Annotated in this window: 14 protein-coding genes and 1 pseudogene; 9 read left to right on the top strand and 6 right to left on the bottom strand. The window is 67.8% G+C overall.

Annotated elements, in window-relative coordinates:
* Positions 1–65 precede the first annotated feature (65 nt).
* Both ACFVXE_RS28030 and ACFVXE_RS28025 read left to right on the top strand, forming a co-directional pair.
* The gene (locus ACFVXE_RS28030; protein ID WP_389675236.1) at positions 66–668 is read left to right on the top strand and encodes a TetR/AcrR family transcriptional regulator; all 603 of its coding nucleotides are present in this window, start codon (positions 66–68) and stop codon (positions 666–668) included.
* 20 nt (positions 669–688) lie between these two features.
* On the top strand, positions 689–1,081 hold the full coding sequence (locus ACFVXE_RS28025) for an SDR family NAD(P)-dependent oxidoreductase (protein WP_389675234.1): 393 nt from the start codon (positions 689–691) through the stop codon (positions 1,079–1,081).
* A gap of 150 nt (positions 1,082–1,231) precedes the next feature.
* Here the strand turns inward: ACFVXE_RS28025 and ACFVXE_RS28020 are convergent, their stop codons facing one another.
* The 4 genes from ACFVXE_RS28020 to ACFVXE_RS28005 form a co-directional block, all read right to left on the bottom strand.
* Entirely contained in the window at positions 1,232–2,437 is a 1,206-nt protein-coding gene (locus tag ACFVXE_RS28020; RefSeq protein WP_389675232.1) for a cytochrome P450, read from the bottom strand.
* 36 nt (positions 2,438–2,473) lie between these two features.
* Complete coding sequence (locus ACFVXE_RS28015) at positions 2,474–3,868, bottom strand: NAD(P)/FAD-dependent oxidoreductase (protein WP_389675230.1); 1,395 nt, start codon at positions 3,866–3,868, stop codon at positions 2,474–2,476.
* On the bottom strand, positions 3,858–4,085 hold the full coding sequence (locus ACFVXE_RS28010) for a ferredoxin (RefSeq protein ID WP_389675228.1): 228 nt from the start codon (positions 4,083–4,085) through the stop codon (positions 3,858–3,860). The genes ACFVXE_RS28015 and ACFVXE_RS28010 overlap by 11 nt, the downstream gene beginning before the upstream one ends.
* Before the next feature lie 241 nt (positions 4,086–4,326).
* Entirely contained in the window at positions 4,327–4,656 is a 330-nt protein-coding gene (locus ACFVXE_RS28005; protein WP_389675226.1) for a hypothetical protein, read from the bottom strand.
* A gap of 250 nt (positions 4,657–4,906) precedes the next feature.
* Between ACFVXE_RS28005 and ACFVXE_RS28000 the strand changes: the two genes are divergently transcribed.
* Positions 4,907–5,893 (top strand): NAD(P)H-dependent flavin oxidoreductase, encoded by a 987-nt coding sequence (locus tag ACFVXE_RS28000; protein WP_389675224.1) that lies wholly within the window; start codon positions 4,907–4,909, stop codon positions 5,891–5,893.
* 462 nt (positions 5,894–6,355) lie between these two features.
* On the opposite strand, the gene ACFVXE_RS27995 is transcribed toward ACFVXE_RS28000, so the two are convergent.
* A complete protein-coding gene (locus tag ACFVXE_RS27995) occupies positions 6,356–6,790 on the bottom strand; it encodes a tautomerase family protein (protein ID WP_389675222.1) in 435 nt (144 codons plus the stop codon).
* Positions 6,791–6,897: 107 nt separating this feature from the next.
* On the opposite strand from ACFVXE_RS27995, the pseudogene ACFVXE_RS27990 reads away from it, so the two are divergent.
* The 3 genes and pseudogenes from ACFVXE_RS27990 to ACFVXE_RS27980 form a co-directional block, all read left to right on the top strand.
* Positions 6,898–7,203, top strand: a pseudogene (locus ACFVXE_RS27990) (helix-turn-helix domain-containing protein); the annotation flags it as partial.
* 483 nt (positions 7,204–7,686) lie between these two features.
* Positions 7,687–8,253: a DUF5958 family protein gene (locus ACFVXE_RS27985; RefSeq protein ID WP_389675220.1), complete on the top strand. Its 567-nt coding sequence runs from the start codon at positions 7,687–7,689 to the stop codon at positions 8,251–8,253.
* Positions 8,254–8,887: 634 nt separating this feature from the next.
* Positions 8,888–9,538, top strand: a complete 651-nt coding sequence (locus ACFVXE_RS27980; RefSeq protein ID WP_389675218.1) for a transcriptional regulator — start codon at positions 8,888–8,890, stop codon at positions 9,536–9,538.
* A 17-nt stretch (positions 9,539–9,555) separates the two neighbouring features.
* Here the strand turns inward: ACFVXE_RS27980 and ACFVXE_RS27975 are convergent, their stop codons facing one another.
* Positions 9,556–10,134, bottom strand: coding sequence for a TetR/AcrR family transcriptional regulator (locus ACFVXE_RS27975; RefSeq protein WP_389675216.1), 579 nt, complete (start codon positions 10,132–10,134; stop codon positions 9,556–9,558).
* Positions 10,135–10,253: 119 nt separating this feature from the next.
* On the opposite strand from ACFVXE_RS27975, the gene ACFVXE_RS27970 reads away from it, so the two are divergent.
* The 3 genes from ACFVXE_RS27970 to ACFVXE_RS27960 all read left to right on the top strand — a co-directional run bounded on the left by ACFVXE_RS27970 (position 10,254) and on the right by ACFVXE_RS27960 (position 12,648).
* Positions 10,254–11,237 (top strand): aldo/keto reductase, encoded by a 984-nt coding sequence (locus tag ACFVXE_RS27970; RefSeq protein ID WP_389675214.1) that lies wholly within the window; start codon positions 10,254–10,256, stop codon positions 11,235–11,237.
* A 126-nt stretch (positions 11,238–11,363) separates the two neighbouring features.
* Positions 11,364–11,768, top strand: coding sequence for a VOC family protein (locus tag ACFVXE_RS27965; RefSeq protein ID WP_389675212.1), 405 nt, complete (start codon positions 11,364–11,366; stop codon positions 11,766–11,768).
* A gap of 562 nt (positions 11,769–12,330) precedes the next feature.
* Positions 12,331–12,648, top strand: a complete 318-nt coding sequence (locus tag ACFVXE_RS27960) for a hypothetical protein (RefSeq protein ID WP_389675210.1) — start codon at positions 12,331–12,333, stop codon at positions 12,646–12,648.
* The last annotated feature ends 1,427 nt before the right edge of the window (positions 12,649–14,075 follow it).

The following is a 14,075-nucleotide window of genomic DNA, read 5'->3' as shown; positions in this document are numbered from 1 at the left end:
CTTTAGTGGGCGCATGCCCACTGAACAACGGATGTCAGCGGGTTGATGCACGAGAGGATCTGTGAGTGCCGACTGGGGTGCACCTTCGCGACGCGCGGCAGCAGTTGTTCGACGCTGCCGAACGCGTGCTTCTGCGGGACGGGCCGAACGGACTGACCAGCCGGGCCGTCACCGACGAGGCGGGCTGCGCCAAAGGCGTCCTGCACCGGCACTTCAGCGACTTCGACGCCTTCCTCGCCGACCTCGTGCTCGACTGTGCCGCGCAGCTTGAGAGGCAGGCGAGTGCGCTGCGTGAGTCCGTCGGCACCGGCACGGTGGCCGACAACCTCACCGGCGCGCTGACCACCCTGTTCGGACCGATTCCAGTGGCAATCATCCCGCTCATCACCTTCCGGGACGAGCTGCGCGCACGACTGCGGGCGGCGAGGCCCGGAGGTGGCATCGCGATCCTGGCCCAGGCCACGACCGCGATCTCCGCCTATCTGGCCGCCGAGCGTGAACTGGGCCGCATCGCGGCCGACGCCGACATCGATTCGCTCACCCTCTCCCTGGTCGGCGGCGGGCACCTCCTGTTCGCAGACCGCGACCCCGGCCCGCCGGGCACGGCGGTCGTCAACAAGCTCGTGACAGCGGTCATCGCCGACGCCGTGCAACGACGACCGGCTTAGCGGCCCCTGGGTGTCGGCAAATGGTGCACAACGCGGGAGTGGCCGAGGCGATCCCGGCCGGCCGGGACACCCGGAGCATCCGCGGCGTGCTGGACGTCAACCTGTTCGGCGCTTACTGGATGGCCCGAGCAGCCGCCACGGTCACGACCCGGGGTGGCTCGATCATCAACGTCTCCAGCGTGCTGGGCCCTGGTCTCCACCCTCCTGCCCCAGGCCGCGTACGCCTCCTCCAAGGCGGGCCTGCTCGGCCTCAGCCGGGACCTGGCCGCCTCCTTGGTCTTCCTGGCGTCCGCGGCCTCCGCTTGCATCACCGGCAGCACGCTCACCGTCGACAGCGGCCTCACCGTCTCCTGGGACGGGGCCGGTGGGCCCTACTCCGAGGCGAGCAGGGTTCTGTCAGTCCTCTCCCATAGCGGTGTGCATGGCCCGCAGTCGCTGGAGGGTCGACCTGTGGTCGCTGAGGAGCCGTCTTTCGACGGCAGCCTCGACCGCGTTCCGGATACCCGGCAAATTCACCAGCGATGTGCAGCGCACGTCGGCGAAGGCCCCTGCGTCAGGGGTACTCAGGCAGTCAGGCCCTCGATGGCCACGGGAAGACGGCGCGGGCCGCGCAGCACCGCGTTGGCACGGTACGGCGGCGGGTCCTCGAGCAGGCCGGAGAACTTGACCCGGCGGAAGAGTTCGGGCACCGCCACGTGGAGCTCTATGCGGGCGAGAGGGGCGCCGAAGCAGTAGTGGATTCCGGTGTAGAAGCCCAGGTGCTCGTTGTCCTTGCGGTCGGGATCGAACCGGTCGGGGTCATCGAAGCGCCGGGGATCGCGGTTGGCCGCGGCCAGCATGAGCCAGACCGGCGAGCCTTTGGGGATCGTGGTGCCGGCGACGTCTATGTCGGCCAGGGCGGTGGTCCATGGGACGAACTGGACCGGAGGCTCGTACCGCAGAACTTCCTCGATGAGCGGGACGGCCAGGGCCGGGTTCTTCTGGAACCGATCGAGGACGTCGGGGTGGCGCAGCAGGGTGAGGGTCGTATTGGTGATCGCGTTGACGGTGGTCTCGTGGCCGGCGACCAGGAGCAGCACCGCGGTGGCCTCCAGGTCTGCCGGAGTCATGTCGGGGGCGAGCGCGCTGAGTATCCCGGGGCCGGGGTGGCGGCGTTTGGTCTCGATCAGATCGGACAGGTAGGCGCCCAGGTCTTGGCGCGCCCGCTGTGCCTTTTCCTGGCTGTCGGCGTCGCCGGAGTGAGGATCGAGTCCGGACGCCAGGGCGTCGGCCCAGCCGTGGAAGCGTGGTTCGTCCTCGCGTGGCACGCCGAGGACCTTGCAGATGGCGGTGACGGGAAGGGGGTAGGCGAAGTCCTCCACGATGTCGGCCTGGTCCTTGCCCTCGAAGGCGTCGAGCAGCTCGGTGACAACTTTGGCCAGCTCTCCGCGCAGGCCGTCGAGGAACCTGGGGCTGTGCGGCGGCCCGAACGGCCGGTTGATGGTGTCGCGCAGCCGGTCGTGGACGGGTGGGTCGGTGAAGATGAAGCTGGGCGGCAGGCCGGACTCCACCGGTTGCCCGACGCGGGCGTAGCCGGGTGGACGGTTGCTCGTGTCGTTGCTCAGCCGCGGGTCGTTGGCCAGACTCCGCACCTCGTAGTAGGTGCTGACCAGGTAAGTGCCATCGTCCTCCCGCCTGACCGGTTGCTTGCGCAGTTCCGTGTAGAGCGGATAGGGATCGGCCCGATTGGCGTAGTCGGTGATCTGCGCGGAGATGGTGCCGGACGTCATGGTCACTCCTGAGGGCTTCGGGCGCAGGGCCGGTGATCAGGCATGCGACGGAACGAACGTGACACGCTGCTCGCTCGGTGAGTGGCCAGTCAGCGTGACGGTGGGCCCATGGGTGGGCAGATGGGGGTCGGGGAAGGCCGGGTCGATCGGCCGCAACGTCTCGGTCAGGCGGTCGACCGTGCGGTACTCCGGCGGGAAGGGGGCGCCGGACGCGATCTGCTGCTCGTAGAACCCCAGCCACTTGGCTCCGTCGAAGGACGCTGCGGCGATGACGCGGCCGCGGTAGCCGTACACCGCGACGAACCGCTCCTCGGCGAGTGCCCCCTGGGCGACGACCAGTTGGTCGCCCAGTGAAGGCACGCCCACGGACTTGATGTTGACGCCGAACTGGGTGGACCAGAACATCGGGAGCCACAGGTGCGGGCGGCGCTCGGGCCCGGCACAGATCATGTTGTGGGCGGCGATCTCAGCCTGTTCGACCGCGTTGCCCCAGTGCTCAAGCGCCAGGAACTGGTAGTCGAACAGCGGGTGGGGGCTGCGGGCGACGTCACCGGCGGCGTAGATGTCGTCGGTGACGATGCCGTTGACGTCGAACACCCGGCACCCGGCGTCGCACGCGATGCCCCGGGGGCCCGCGGCCACCCCCGAGCCGGCGAGCCATTCCGTGTTCCGCATGGCACCGAGCGAGACGACCGCAGCCTCCACGTCGATCGCCGCACCGTCGGACAGATGGGCGCGCTTGAGGCGTCCCACATCGTCGCCCTCGAGGGCGGTGACGCTGATGCCGCAGCGCAGGTCGACTCCATGCTTGCGCTGCAGCCGGTCCGCGACCGCGCCGATCACTCCGCCGAGTGCGCCCACCAGCGGTGCCGGGCCGCGTTCGGCGACTGTGACCTCGAGGCCCAGCTCTCGGCAGGCGGAGGCGACCTCGGAGCCCGTGAAACCGGCGCCGATCACCAGCACCCGGGACACGCCGCCGGTCAGCTTCCGCCGCAGGCGGGCGGAGTCGTCGCGGGTACGGAGCACGAACACCCCGTCCAGTGCGGCCTCTTCCGGGTGGATCCAAGGCCGCGCTCTGGTCCCGGTGGTGATCAGCAGGCGGTCGTAGGGAACAGTGTCACCGTTCGTCAGGCGCACTTGTTTCGCGTCGCGGTCCAGGCCGTCGGCGGGGACGCCGAGGCGCCATTCGGCGCCGATGTCCCGCCGCCGCGGAAGCGCGGTGTCCTCGGGCCGTGTCCGTCCGAGCAGTGCCTGCTTGGACAGCGGCGGCCGGTCGTACGGTTCGTACGGTTCGTCGCCGATCATGGTCAGTGATCCGGTGAAGCCCTTCTCGCGCAAGGTCTCCGCCGCGCGCAGTCCGGCCAGCGAGGCGCCGACGACGACGATGCGGCCCTGGCGCCGCAGGACCTCGACGTCCGTCTCAGCCGACATGGGGCTCCGCCCCCTTCGTCGGCTCATCGGAGTAGTCGACAAGGATGGCCTGGACCGGGCAGGCGGCAGCAGCCTTCTCCACCCGGTCACGTTCCGCCTCGTCGAAGCGAGGTGAGAACAGCAGCGCCTCTTTCCCGTGTAGGGCAAAGACGTCCGGGGCGAGGAAGACGCACTGCGCGAACCCCTGGCACCGGTTGAGATCGACGACAAGCCTCATTGGAATCCGCTCCCTGCACGGGCCGCGGTGGTCGAGCCCCGCAGCCGTCTGTGCTCGGTCCATATGGTCGGTAGGCATGCCTCGTCTTCAGCTTCAGCCCTCCACCCAGGTCGCGCAAGGCGAGGGCGGTGCCGGGAGACCATGCCTCGCGCGAGGGGAAGGGAAGCTCCTCGGGGCACTCTGCTGTGAAACCCCAGTTCATCGGCTACTGAGATAAAGCGCAGGTCAGACGGAAGCGCCCTCACGGGCCGTGTCCGGGCCGTCCCCCCGTCGGTTCGTCGTCCGCGAAGACACGATCCACGGTGGCCCGGGTCCTGGAACCGCTCGACGGCATCGGGCACGTGTACGTCCGCAGCGTGAAGCCGGGGTCGTGGTGGCCCAAGTACTCACGGTTCCGGTCAAGTGCAAGCCCCATCGAGCCGGTGAAGATCAGTGACGCGGTGACGGGCGGACCGTCGAGGTACCTGAACGCACGCTTCACTGACACATCCGGGCAGGTCAGTGGCAGCCGCTTGCTCCTGGAGATCGGGAAGGCGGCCACCTTGGCAGCCGCCAAGTGGTACGTCGACATCTCACCGCTCTTCGATCCGGCACGGCGGAGCCCGTCAGGGCAGACATCCCCAGCCCCACGCAAGATCACTTCCTGGATCATGCGGCCGCGCGAGGCACTGAGCGAGAGTCAGCAGTCACCAGGGCCTGCGACCTCGACGCCGTCTTTGGAACTCCGGTCAGAACCAGTTTCAGCGAGCGCCGGGCTCATAGCTGACCGCCTGCCGCGTTGCTAAGAGGGATGAGCTTCCATATTTCACTAGTTTTAGTCCATGTTGCATACGAGATTTACCGAAATGTTCGGCATCACCTACCCGGTAATGGCAGCCCCCATGGCCTTGCACAGCGGCGGGACACTCGCCGCCGCGGTTTCCGCCGCGGGCGGGCTCGGCTCCTTCGGGGGTACGCATCCCTGGAAAGGGCCTGACTGGATCCGTGCGGAGATCGCGACCATCCGCGCCACGACGGACCGCCCCTTCGGAGTCGGCTTCATCACGCCGTTCCTCCCCTTCACCGAGCCGCAATTCGACGCCGCACTGGAGGAGAGACCTGAGATCATCGCGCTGTCGTTCGCTGACCCCCAGCCGTGGCTTGCTCACGCCAAGGACGCGGGAGCCCGGGTGATGTGCCAGGTCCAGAACTACGATGACGCAAAGGCGGCTGTCACTGCGGGTGCCGATGTCCTCGTGGCGCAGGGTACCGAGGCCGGTGGCCATACCGGGACGATGGGCCTACTGCCGTTCCTGGCCGGGATCGTGAGGCGCTATCCCGATGTTCCGGTGCTGGCCGCAGGGGGCATTGCCGACGGCCGAACACTCGCGGCGGTCCTCACCGCCGGCGCGGACGGCGCCTGGCTGGGCACGGCGTTTCTCGCCACGCCCGAGGCGGTCGAGGTACACGATGTCCACAAACGCCTGATCGTCGAGAGCGATGGCGGCGACACCGTCTGGACGCGAACCTACGACATTGTGTCGGGGCTGCCGTGGCCGGCGACCATCGGCGAACGCGTCCGCCGCAATCGGTTCACCGATGAGTGGTCAGAGCGTGAGGCGACACTGCGGGACCGCAAAGGGGAATTCGCACCCCCGAAAGACGCTGGCCCCTTCGAGGCCCCGCCCGACCCCGACACGAGCCCGATCCTCTACGGTCAGTCGGCGTTCTTCGTTGATGCCGTCCGCCCCGCTGCGGACGTGGTCCGGACGATCAGTGACGAGGCCGAGGCAATCCTGGACTCGCGGCCTCGATCGCTGCTGAGCTGACTGAAAGTATGACGGCGAGGCTGCTCCGACGGGACGGTCCGCCGGGCGCCCCCTCCCCCGGTGGCATCCGGTCGCAGATCGGACTGCCTATGGCTGGGGAGATCCGTCCACACATGAAACGGAGGCGCGCCCCGTGCCGTTAGCGCCCGAGTGGCTTGCCCCGAGCCTGATCGCAGCCGGTGAAGCACCGCATCCCGGGCGTCGGAGGTGCCTCCGAAGAATCCGCCGTTCCCTCCGACCCCACCTCAGGGTGGGCTGCTCGGCTTGGTGCTGGGCTCTACCGGGTTGGGCGGGGACATCGGCTCCTGACCAGCCAGAACGGTCGGGGCCGGTTGCCTTCCTGATCACTGTGCCGAACCGTAGTCCCCGTGGTTCGCAGCCCCTACGGGCACGTGGCGGCACGGATGTGTCCTGGCATTCCGGCAGTGAGGCGCACGGTTCTCATCTGGAGTGTTGTCCGGGTCAGCCACCGATCGGCTGCGACGGCTTGTTCTCTTCGGCCCATCGCCGCTCGTCGGGTGATCCTGCGGGTGGCGGGAAGAACCCGTCGATCGTCCAGAAGTCCCGCGGCGTCTCGTCGATGTGGATCTCCCAGTGAAGCCCGCGGTGCCGCAGGAACGGTGTCAGCCGCTCGTTGATGGTGTCCATCCACTTCTTGCGTTGCTCCGGGTCGGGGGTCACGCGGGCGATATGGTCGATCGAGATTCGCACGAACTTGGTCGCGGGCTCAGCACCAACGAAGAAGTCCTGCGGCGCGAATGCATGGAATGCCACGGAGACGTAGAACTTGGGCAGCTTGATCAGTTCGGCGTACAACACGGTGACCTGCGCGGCGAACTGCTTCTTGTCCTCGGCGCTGTAGAGGTTCTCCGGGTGATGAACGTGCCAGATCGGCATGACTGCTCCTCTCTTTGATGGATTAATGTCCTTCTGTGACGGTTGCCCGCCTTGGCAGCATCGCACCTGCCGACAGGGCCCACTACACAGCGGTCCTCGCAGCCCCTCGTTCAGTCACGGACAGCCCGCCCAAGCGCGCCCTGAAGCTGGTCCGCTTCGACCAAGCCGCCCACCGCCTGGTCGCTGGTGAAGCCGCGGCCCACGTCGCGGCCGACGCCGGCTACGCCGACCAGTCCCACCTGCATCGTGACGTCATGGCGTTCACCGGGGCAACCCCCGCGACCGTGGCCGCCGAGCCGTTTCTCGCCGTTGACGACATCGCGTGGCCCCGCCGCGGAACCCCCGCCGAGCCTCACGTCTCCAGGGGTCTTCGGCCCGGCCGCCGGCCGGAGGCTGGACGGCTGCCGCTGTGAACGTCGCCGCGGTCACCCTTTCCGGGCACGGCACGGCGGCGCCCAGGGCCAGGGGCGCCGACCGTACTGGTCGAACCGCACTGTACCGACCGACTGGACAAGCGCCTCGCTACAGTCGATCCGCCTCGTACTGGGCAAGACGTCGGCGCAGCGCGAGGTTTTCGCCCTGGGCGACCTCCAGGGCCTTTCGAAGCAGGGCGACCTCCTGGTGGTGGGCTTGCTGATGCTGAGCAAGGCGGGCGTTCAACGCCCGTACTGCGGCTGACGTCGATGAGGGCTCGGTTCTCCCGTACCCACGCGGCCTTCCGCGGGGCTGCCGCGCAGGAGGCCCCGCCGGGGCCCACCGCTGTCCAGCAGCACCCAGGCACGGTGCGGTGACGAGGGCTGGTGACAGCTGGGAGTGGCTCAGATTGCCCGGCTCAGCGGTGAGCGTGGTGATACCCCGAGCCGCTCCGTGTTTGGCCGTCGCGTCAAGATGAGCGCATGACCGAGAGTGAAGCGCATCTGCTGGCGTTCTTGCGCGAGCTCGATGATCCGGACTGGCTGGAGCGGCCTCAGCGCTACAACCGCGGCGAGACCACAGCCCTGTTCGGCAGTCTGGCGACCCGCCTCGAAGGTGACTTCGCAGCTCGCTGCACGGCAGAGCAGGACACCCAGGACTCCAGCGAGTACGGACGCATCGCAGTGCCCGAGGAGGCGACCGTATGCGGAACGCGGATCGTCGTCTGCGTGAGCAAGTTCGGCTCACTGGCTCTGGTCTGCGCGGACAACCCAGGCGCCTTCTTCGGGACGGAAGACGCCCAGGCTGAGGGCGAGCTGGACCGCGCAGACCTTGCCAACTGCCCTGGCACGTTCAGCGGCCCAGCTGGTGGGATCGCTTCTTCGGCACCTTCTAACGGTCACACCGACAGCGTCAGGCCAGTGCCCGCCAGGCAGCCGTTGCTCGGGGTGGCTGACAAGCGCCGCCGGGAGCGGTTCTGCACCGACGGATGCACCCATGCCTGGCACCAATTGGCGGCAAGGGCCGATACGGAGACGACCACCGCGTGATCATCAGAGGTTGTGTGGACTTCTGAAGATGGTGCGACGGCCGCGGGCCACAGCGTGGACCCAACCTTCTGGCGGGCGATGTGCTACCAGGCCATGGCCCGCATCGCGGGCCGGTTCCGACGAGTGGAACCGAGAGCGACGGCGCGGGCGTTCGTGAGAGGAGCTCGCCGAGCGGTGGCGCGACTGGTAGGGCCGTCTGGGCCGTGCCAGAGCGTGCCAGACAGGGCAGGGATCAAGGGTCACGGTCACGACGCCACGCCCCCACGCAACCTGGCTTCCGCGACTGTCGCAGGTCCGAAGACATTTCACGCCGGACAGCTCGTGATTCCCAAGCTCAGGGCGCATCGTCGGCCTTGACGCCCTTGGTCCCTCCTGCTCGGGTGTTCCCATGGCCACAGACCCGAGTGAGTACGACAAGGCGATGCCGAGAGTGGCGGCGCATCTGGCGAAGCTCGAGCGGGCGGTCACCCGGACCCGTTCCTCTCACGCCGGGCAGCCGTACTCGGCGGTCCGGCAAGCTCTCGTCGAAGCACTGCGTGATGAAAATGCCCAACGTGTCGTACCGCAAGTCGTTGACGAGTACGCCCGGCGAATCGCTGAGGACCCGGACATGCTTCCTTGCTGACATCCACGGATGACATCAACGTCGGTGTACGGCAACGGCTTCAAGCAGCCCAACCCGACTTTGGCCCCCAGGGAGGTGGGGCCTACGCCCGGGATGCCATGGACGATCTCGGCGATCGCCCGGCATCTGGGCCGTGACCGCCAGACGATCCGTGGCTATCTGAACGGCGAGAAGACGCCCGGTCAGCGGCGCCAGGCACCGGATGCGTTCGCTCCGTTCCTGGACTACTGCCGCCAACGACTCGCGGGCGACCCGCACTTGTGGGCGACCACCCTGTTCGACGAGATCATCGCGCTGGACTATCAGGGCGGCTGCTCCACGTTCACGTGGGCCCTGCGCCGCTATGACGTGCGGCCGCACTGTGAACCGTGCCAGACGACCAAGGGTCGCGACGTCGCGATCATCGCTCAGCCGCCGGGCGAGGAGATCCAGTTCGACTGGCTTGAGCTTCCCATTCCCCCTGATGAGTGGGCTGTTGGGGAACACGCTCCTGCTCGTCGGCGCTCTGCCGCATTCCGGTCGGTTGGCGCGAAGCACGGCTGCGACCATGTCGTCCAGTCCGTGCTCGGTCACCCCGGGCGGCAGCAAGTCGACGGCCTGGTGAACATGGCCGAGAGCTTCGGCAGTGCCGTCGTCGACGAGCTTGGGCAGCCAGTGTGAGTGATCCGCCACTTGTTCTATCTGTGCGGTGTGGTGATCCGCCGTACCGCGTCGACGACGGCGTCGCGGTGCCGGGCCAATCGTCGCGTTGACCATGGGTCGCTTCCGCTGGTCGGGCTCATGCCTCCTGTGAGGCCGAACCAGGCTTCGGTCAGCGCCAGCACGAAAGCCACCAGGTCCTCCGGGCCGAGCTCCGGCTCGACTCGGCCCTGCTCCTGGGCCGCCGCCACGGCTGTGGTCTTGGCGGTGTAGGTGGCGGCCTCCTCGTCGGTGGCGCCGGGGCGCTCCAGCAGCTTCCAGGAGAGCAGCCGCATCAGGTCGGGGTGGGCGACCAGGTTGTCGAAGATCTGTCCCGCGACTCCGGGGAGGTCCTCGGCGTCGAAGGGCACTGTCTCCGCGCCCACGGCGAGCACCCGGTCGATCACGGCGTCGAACAGTTGCTCCTTGTTGCCGAAGTAGGCATAGATCCTTTGCTTGTTCGCGTTGGCCGCCTCGGCGATGCGGTCCACCCGGGCGCCGGCCAGGCCGTACGCGGCGAACTCGGCGGAGGCGGCGTCCAGAAGGCGTGCCTTGGTCGCGGCGGAATCTCGGGGCATACCGTCACTCTAGCAAGTAACCATCCAGTTGGTTTGACACCTCTGGAGGCGTGCTTCACTATGGAAACCATCCAGTTGGTTACCTTCTACTGGATGACCTCGACACAAGGAAGATCACGATGGAACTCCGCACGCTCGGCAGCCAGGGCCTCGCCGTCTCCGCCCAGGGGCTCGGCCTCATGGGGATGAGCGCGTTCTACGGCAGCACCGATGAGGCCGAATCGCTGGCCACCATCGACCGCGCCCTGGAACTGGGCGTGACCCTGTTCGACACTGCCGAGATCTACGGCCCCTTCATCAACGAGCAGCTCCTCGGCAAGGCGCTCACCGGCCGCCGCGATCAGGCCGTGATCGCCACCAAGACCGGAATCGAGATCGGCGACGACGGTGCGGTGACCGGCCTCAACGGGCGCCCCGAGTACATCCGCCGCGCTCTGGACCGCTCCCTTAGCCACCTGAACACCGACTACGTCGATCTTTACTACCTGCACAGGGTCGACCCGCAGGTGCCGATCGAGGACACCGTCGGCGCCATGGGCGAGCTGGTGGACGCCGGCAAGGTCCGCCACATCGGCCTGTCCGAGGTCGCGCCGCAGACCATCCGCCGCGCCCACCGCATCCACCCGCTGACCGCGGTCCAGACCGAGTATTCGCTCTTCGAGCGCGGTATCGAGCAGGACGGGGTCATGGACACCCTGAACGAGCTCGGGATCGGCCTGGTCGCCTACTCGCCGCTGGGGCGCGGCTTCCTCTCCGGCGCGATCACCAGCCCGGACGACTTCGCCGCCGACGACTACCGCCGCACCGACCCCCGCTTCCAGGGCGAGAACTTCAACTGCAACCTGGCCGTGGTCGACGAGGTCCGCCGGATGGCCGCCGCCAAGAAGGTCTCGCCGTCCCAGCTGGCCCTCGCCTGGGTCCTCCACCAGGGCGCGGTCGCCATCCCTGGCACCAAGCGCCGCCGCTACCTGGAAGAGAACAGCGTCGCTGCCGCCGTAACCATCACCGCGGACGAACTGGCCGCCATCGACGCGGTCGCCCCGCCCGGGATCGTCTCCGGCGACCGCTACACCCCCGAACAGATGCAGCTTCTCAACGGCTGAGTACCGGGCACGCCGGCAGGCGGCATGCCGGCGGCACGGCCTCCCGGAGGCCGAGCTGCAGCAATCCAACCAGTCCTGGACGCTTCCGTCGGTGGCGTCCTCAGTCTCCAGAAAGAGATGAGTACAGTGATCGATCATGTTTTCCTGACGGTGAGCGACATGGACCGCTCGGTCGACTTCTACAACCAGACGTTGAAGCCACTGGGCATGAGCCACGTGATCGACTTCGACGGCTCGACCGGTCCGGAGGGCCACCCCGACCTCAAGGGGTTCGGTACCGACACGGCTTTTGTGTTCTGGTTGCGCGACGGGGTCAGTGAGGGACGTGCCGCGCACGTCGGCTTCACCGCGCCGTCGAAGGAGGCGGTCGACGCGGCGTATGCGGCGGCCATGGCGGCGGGCGCGACCGACAACGGCGCACCCGCGGACCGTCCCTACTACGCTCCTGGGTACTACGCGGCCAGCGTCTTCGATCCTGATGGGTACAGCCTTGAGTTCACGTACAAGGCGTGGCAGCACTCCAAGGACTGACCTGGGTTTTTCGCAAGGTCGCGTTGACGGGCGGTGGTCCGGCTTGCTCCGATTCAAGGCGGCAGCTCCAGCACCGACACGAGAAAGCAGGCGACTCGCCCGTGATGGCCTCGGCGCCCATAGACGGCGCCCGAACGCCGTTTCAGTTCAGAGGCAGTCGCTGGCCGATGCTCAGTCGTCCTCGACGGCGTCCAGGTCCCGGAACAGGCCCTGCGGCCGGCGATCAGGCGTCCCTCCAGAGTGGCATCCGGCCGCGGTCGCCTGCGGGTGGGGAACAAAGTGAGCAACTCTGCGGAGTACCCCGAGCAGGGGTGGCGAGATTCAAGGAGCCTCATCAAGGCGGCGGTCGGCCGTATCGCGCGCCCTTGCGTGGCGCCGCGCGTGCCAGATCCGTGCCAGATCGAGCGGTCAGTCACGGTCAATCGGGGTGCGAGGCGGTGCAGAAACCCACTGACAGGCTGGGCGCTGTTGTACGGCTGCTGGCCAGCCAAGACCGTCCTGTGATCGGCGCCGCCCTTACAACGCAGTGGTCGCGGACTCCTGGGCAGGTCATGATCTGCCTATGGACGAGTACATCTGGCCAACGCGCCGACCCAACGTGCCGGGGCAGTCGCCAGAGGAAGTTTGGACAGCGACCCTTGCAGCCCTCCCTCTGGGAGCCTCCGTCGCAGGAGAAGTGATCGGACGCCAGCCCTTCGGTGTCTTCATCCGGGTCGACGGAATTCCGGGCGCCATAGCGCTGGCCGAGATCATTGCCATGCCCGAGGGGATGGGACTGCCTATTCTCGGGGCCCGCATCCGCGGTGAGGTAATCGGGCACGCTGAGCACAACCACCAGGTGAGAGTTCGGCTGCACGAGTCGGGAGCGTCGCTTGGGTGATCACGTCTGGGCCGTGAGTGGGAGCGATTGCTGCCCGGCGGCCGAAGTGCACCTGACATCCAAAGCTGACATCAACGGCGTTGGACAGTGGCAGCGTTGGGCGGTCTCCGGTGGCGGTCCTCTCTGCGAGACGGCCGGAGTTCAAGGCGCCCCGGCTGAACTTACAAAGCAGATGTCGGCGGTTCGAAACCGTCCGCGCCCACCAGTAAGAACGCCCCCGCAGCGAGCCGCTGCGGGGGCGTTGACGGTAGTAAGTGACGGCCGTTCCTCAGGCGCATCGCCTAGCGGTGGGCCGCGTGAGTAGAAACTTTCTCTACGGGTTCAAGGCTCCTCGCTCCGCTCGTCGCGCGCTCCCCGGCTCACCGCCGGGGCCCTGCGCTCCTGTCTCCGCCCCGCTCTGGGCCCCCGGCTACGCCGGTCGCGCAACTAGAGCGAGAGAGCCTGACCGAGGAAGAACGGCAGGCACAAGCAGTGCCTCCGGCGGGGGCGCTCAGACTCCGGGATGGGTCGGGGCGCCGTTCGCGAGTGCCGGCCACATCGTGGCGAGCGTCGTGGGCTCCCATCCCGACCACCTTCAACCCAGGCAGAACCGAGCAGCCGCGGCCCAGGGCGTCAAGGTCGTTCGTACAGTGGCGCGTTCCACCTTGACGCCCTGAACCACGCCCGCTCCACAGTGTGTGGGCCGAAGGCGGACGGGATGGGAGCTGGGGAGAGTGGTGGGTTGGGGAACGGGGAAGGCGCGGGTTGATGCAGATCAGGGAGCAGGTCCGCAGACTGCCCGGCTCGCCGAAGACTAACGGGCCATGCTCGCTCGCCCCAAAGCCGCTGCACCGACCTCGTCCCCTCGGCTACGGTGCTCGCTGATCCGCCCTGACCACAAGGAGTTGCCGTGCACATGCTCGTGAGTCTGGCTGGTCAACGAATGTCCCCTCAGGGCGAGGGCGTCTTCCTGCTGATCTGGGGGGTGGGGGCGGCTCTGATCGGATGGTTCATGGTGCTCGGCGGTGCCGCAGCCATGGCGGCATGGGGGGATCAGATGCAGCAGGACGTCCACGTCGCCTACCGACGCGGCGCTCCGCCAAGTGCCGCAGACTCCAAGAGGAGACGCACCCTCGGGAAGATCATAGGGTGGGCATTCGTGTTCATTGGACCCGCGTGCGCCGTCGCTGGGGTCGTACTTCTCGCCCGGCAGTAAGCCGCGTCCAAGAGGGCGCGTGCCCGCTACGTGCCCGATCGAGGAGCGACCAGCGGGGAACGACGGGGAGCAACGGCAAGCTCCCCGAGTACGCACAGGGCAATGCTTTGCCAGGTCACCGACCACACGCGTACGGGGTCTTCCAAACTAGGGCTTTAGATACCGGGGCGCCGCCACTCGTTCCCCGAGCCGCTTCGGCCCCTGCCGGAAACGCTTGTGTGCACCGATACTC

Source organism: Streptomyces sp. NPDC058231 (assembly GCF_042882275.1).
Taxonomy (GTDB): Bacteria; Actinomycetota; Actinomycetes; order Streptomycetales; family Streptomycetaceae; genus Streptomyces.
The sequence above is the reverse complement of the archived record's forward strand: the minus strand, read 5'-3'. Positions and strand labels throughout refer to the sequence as shown.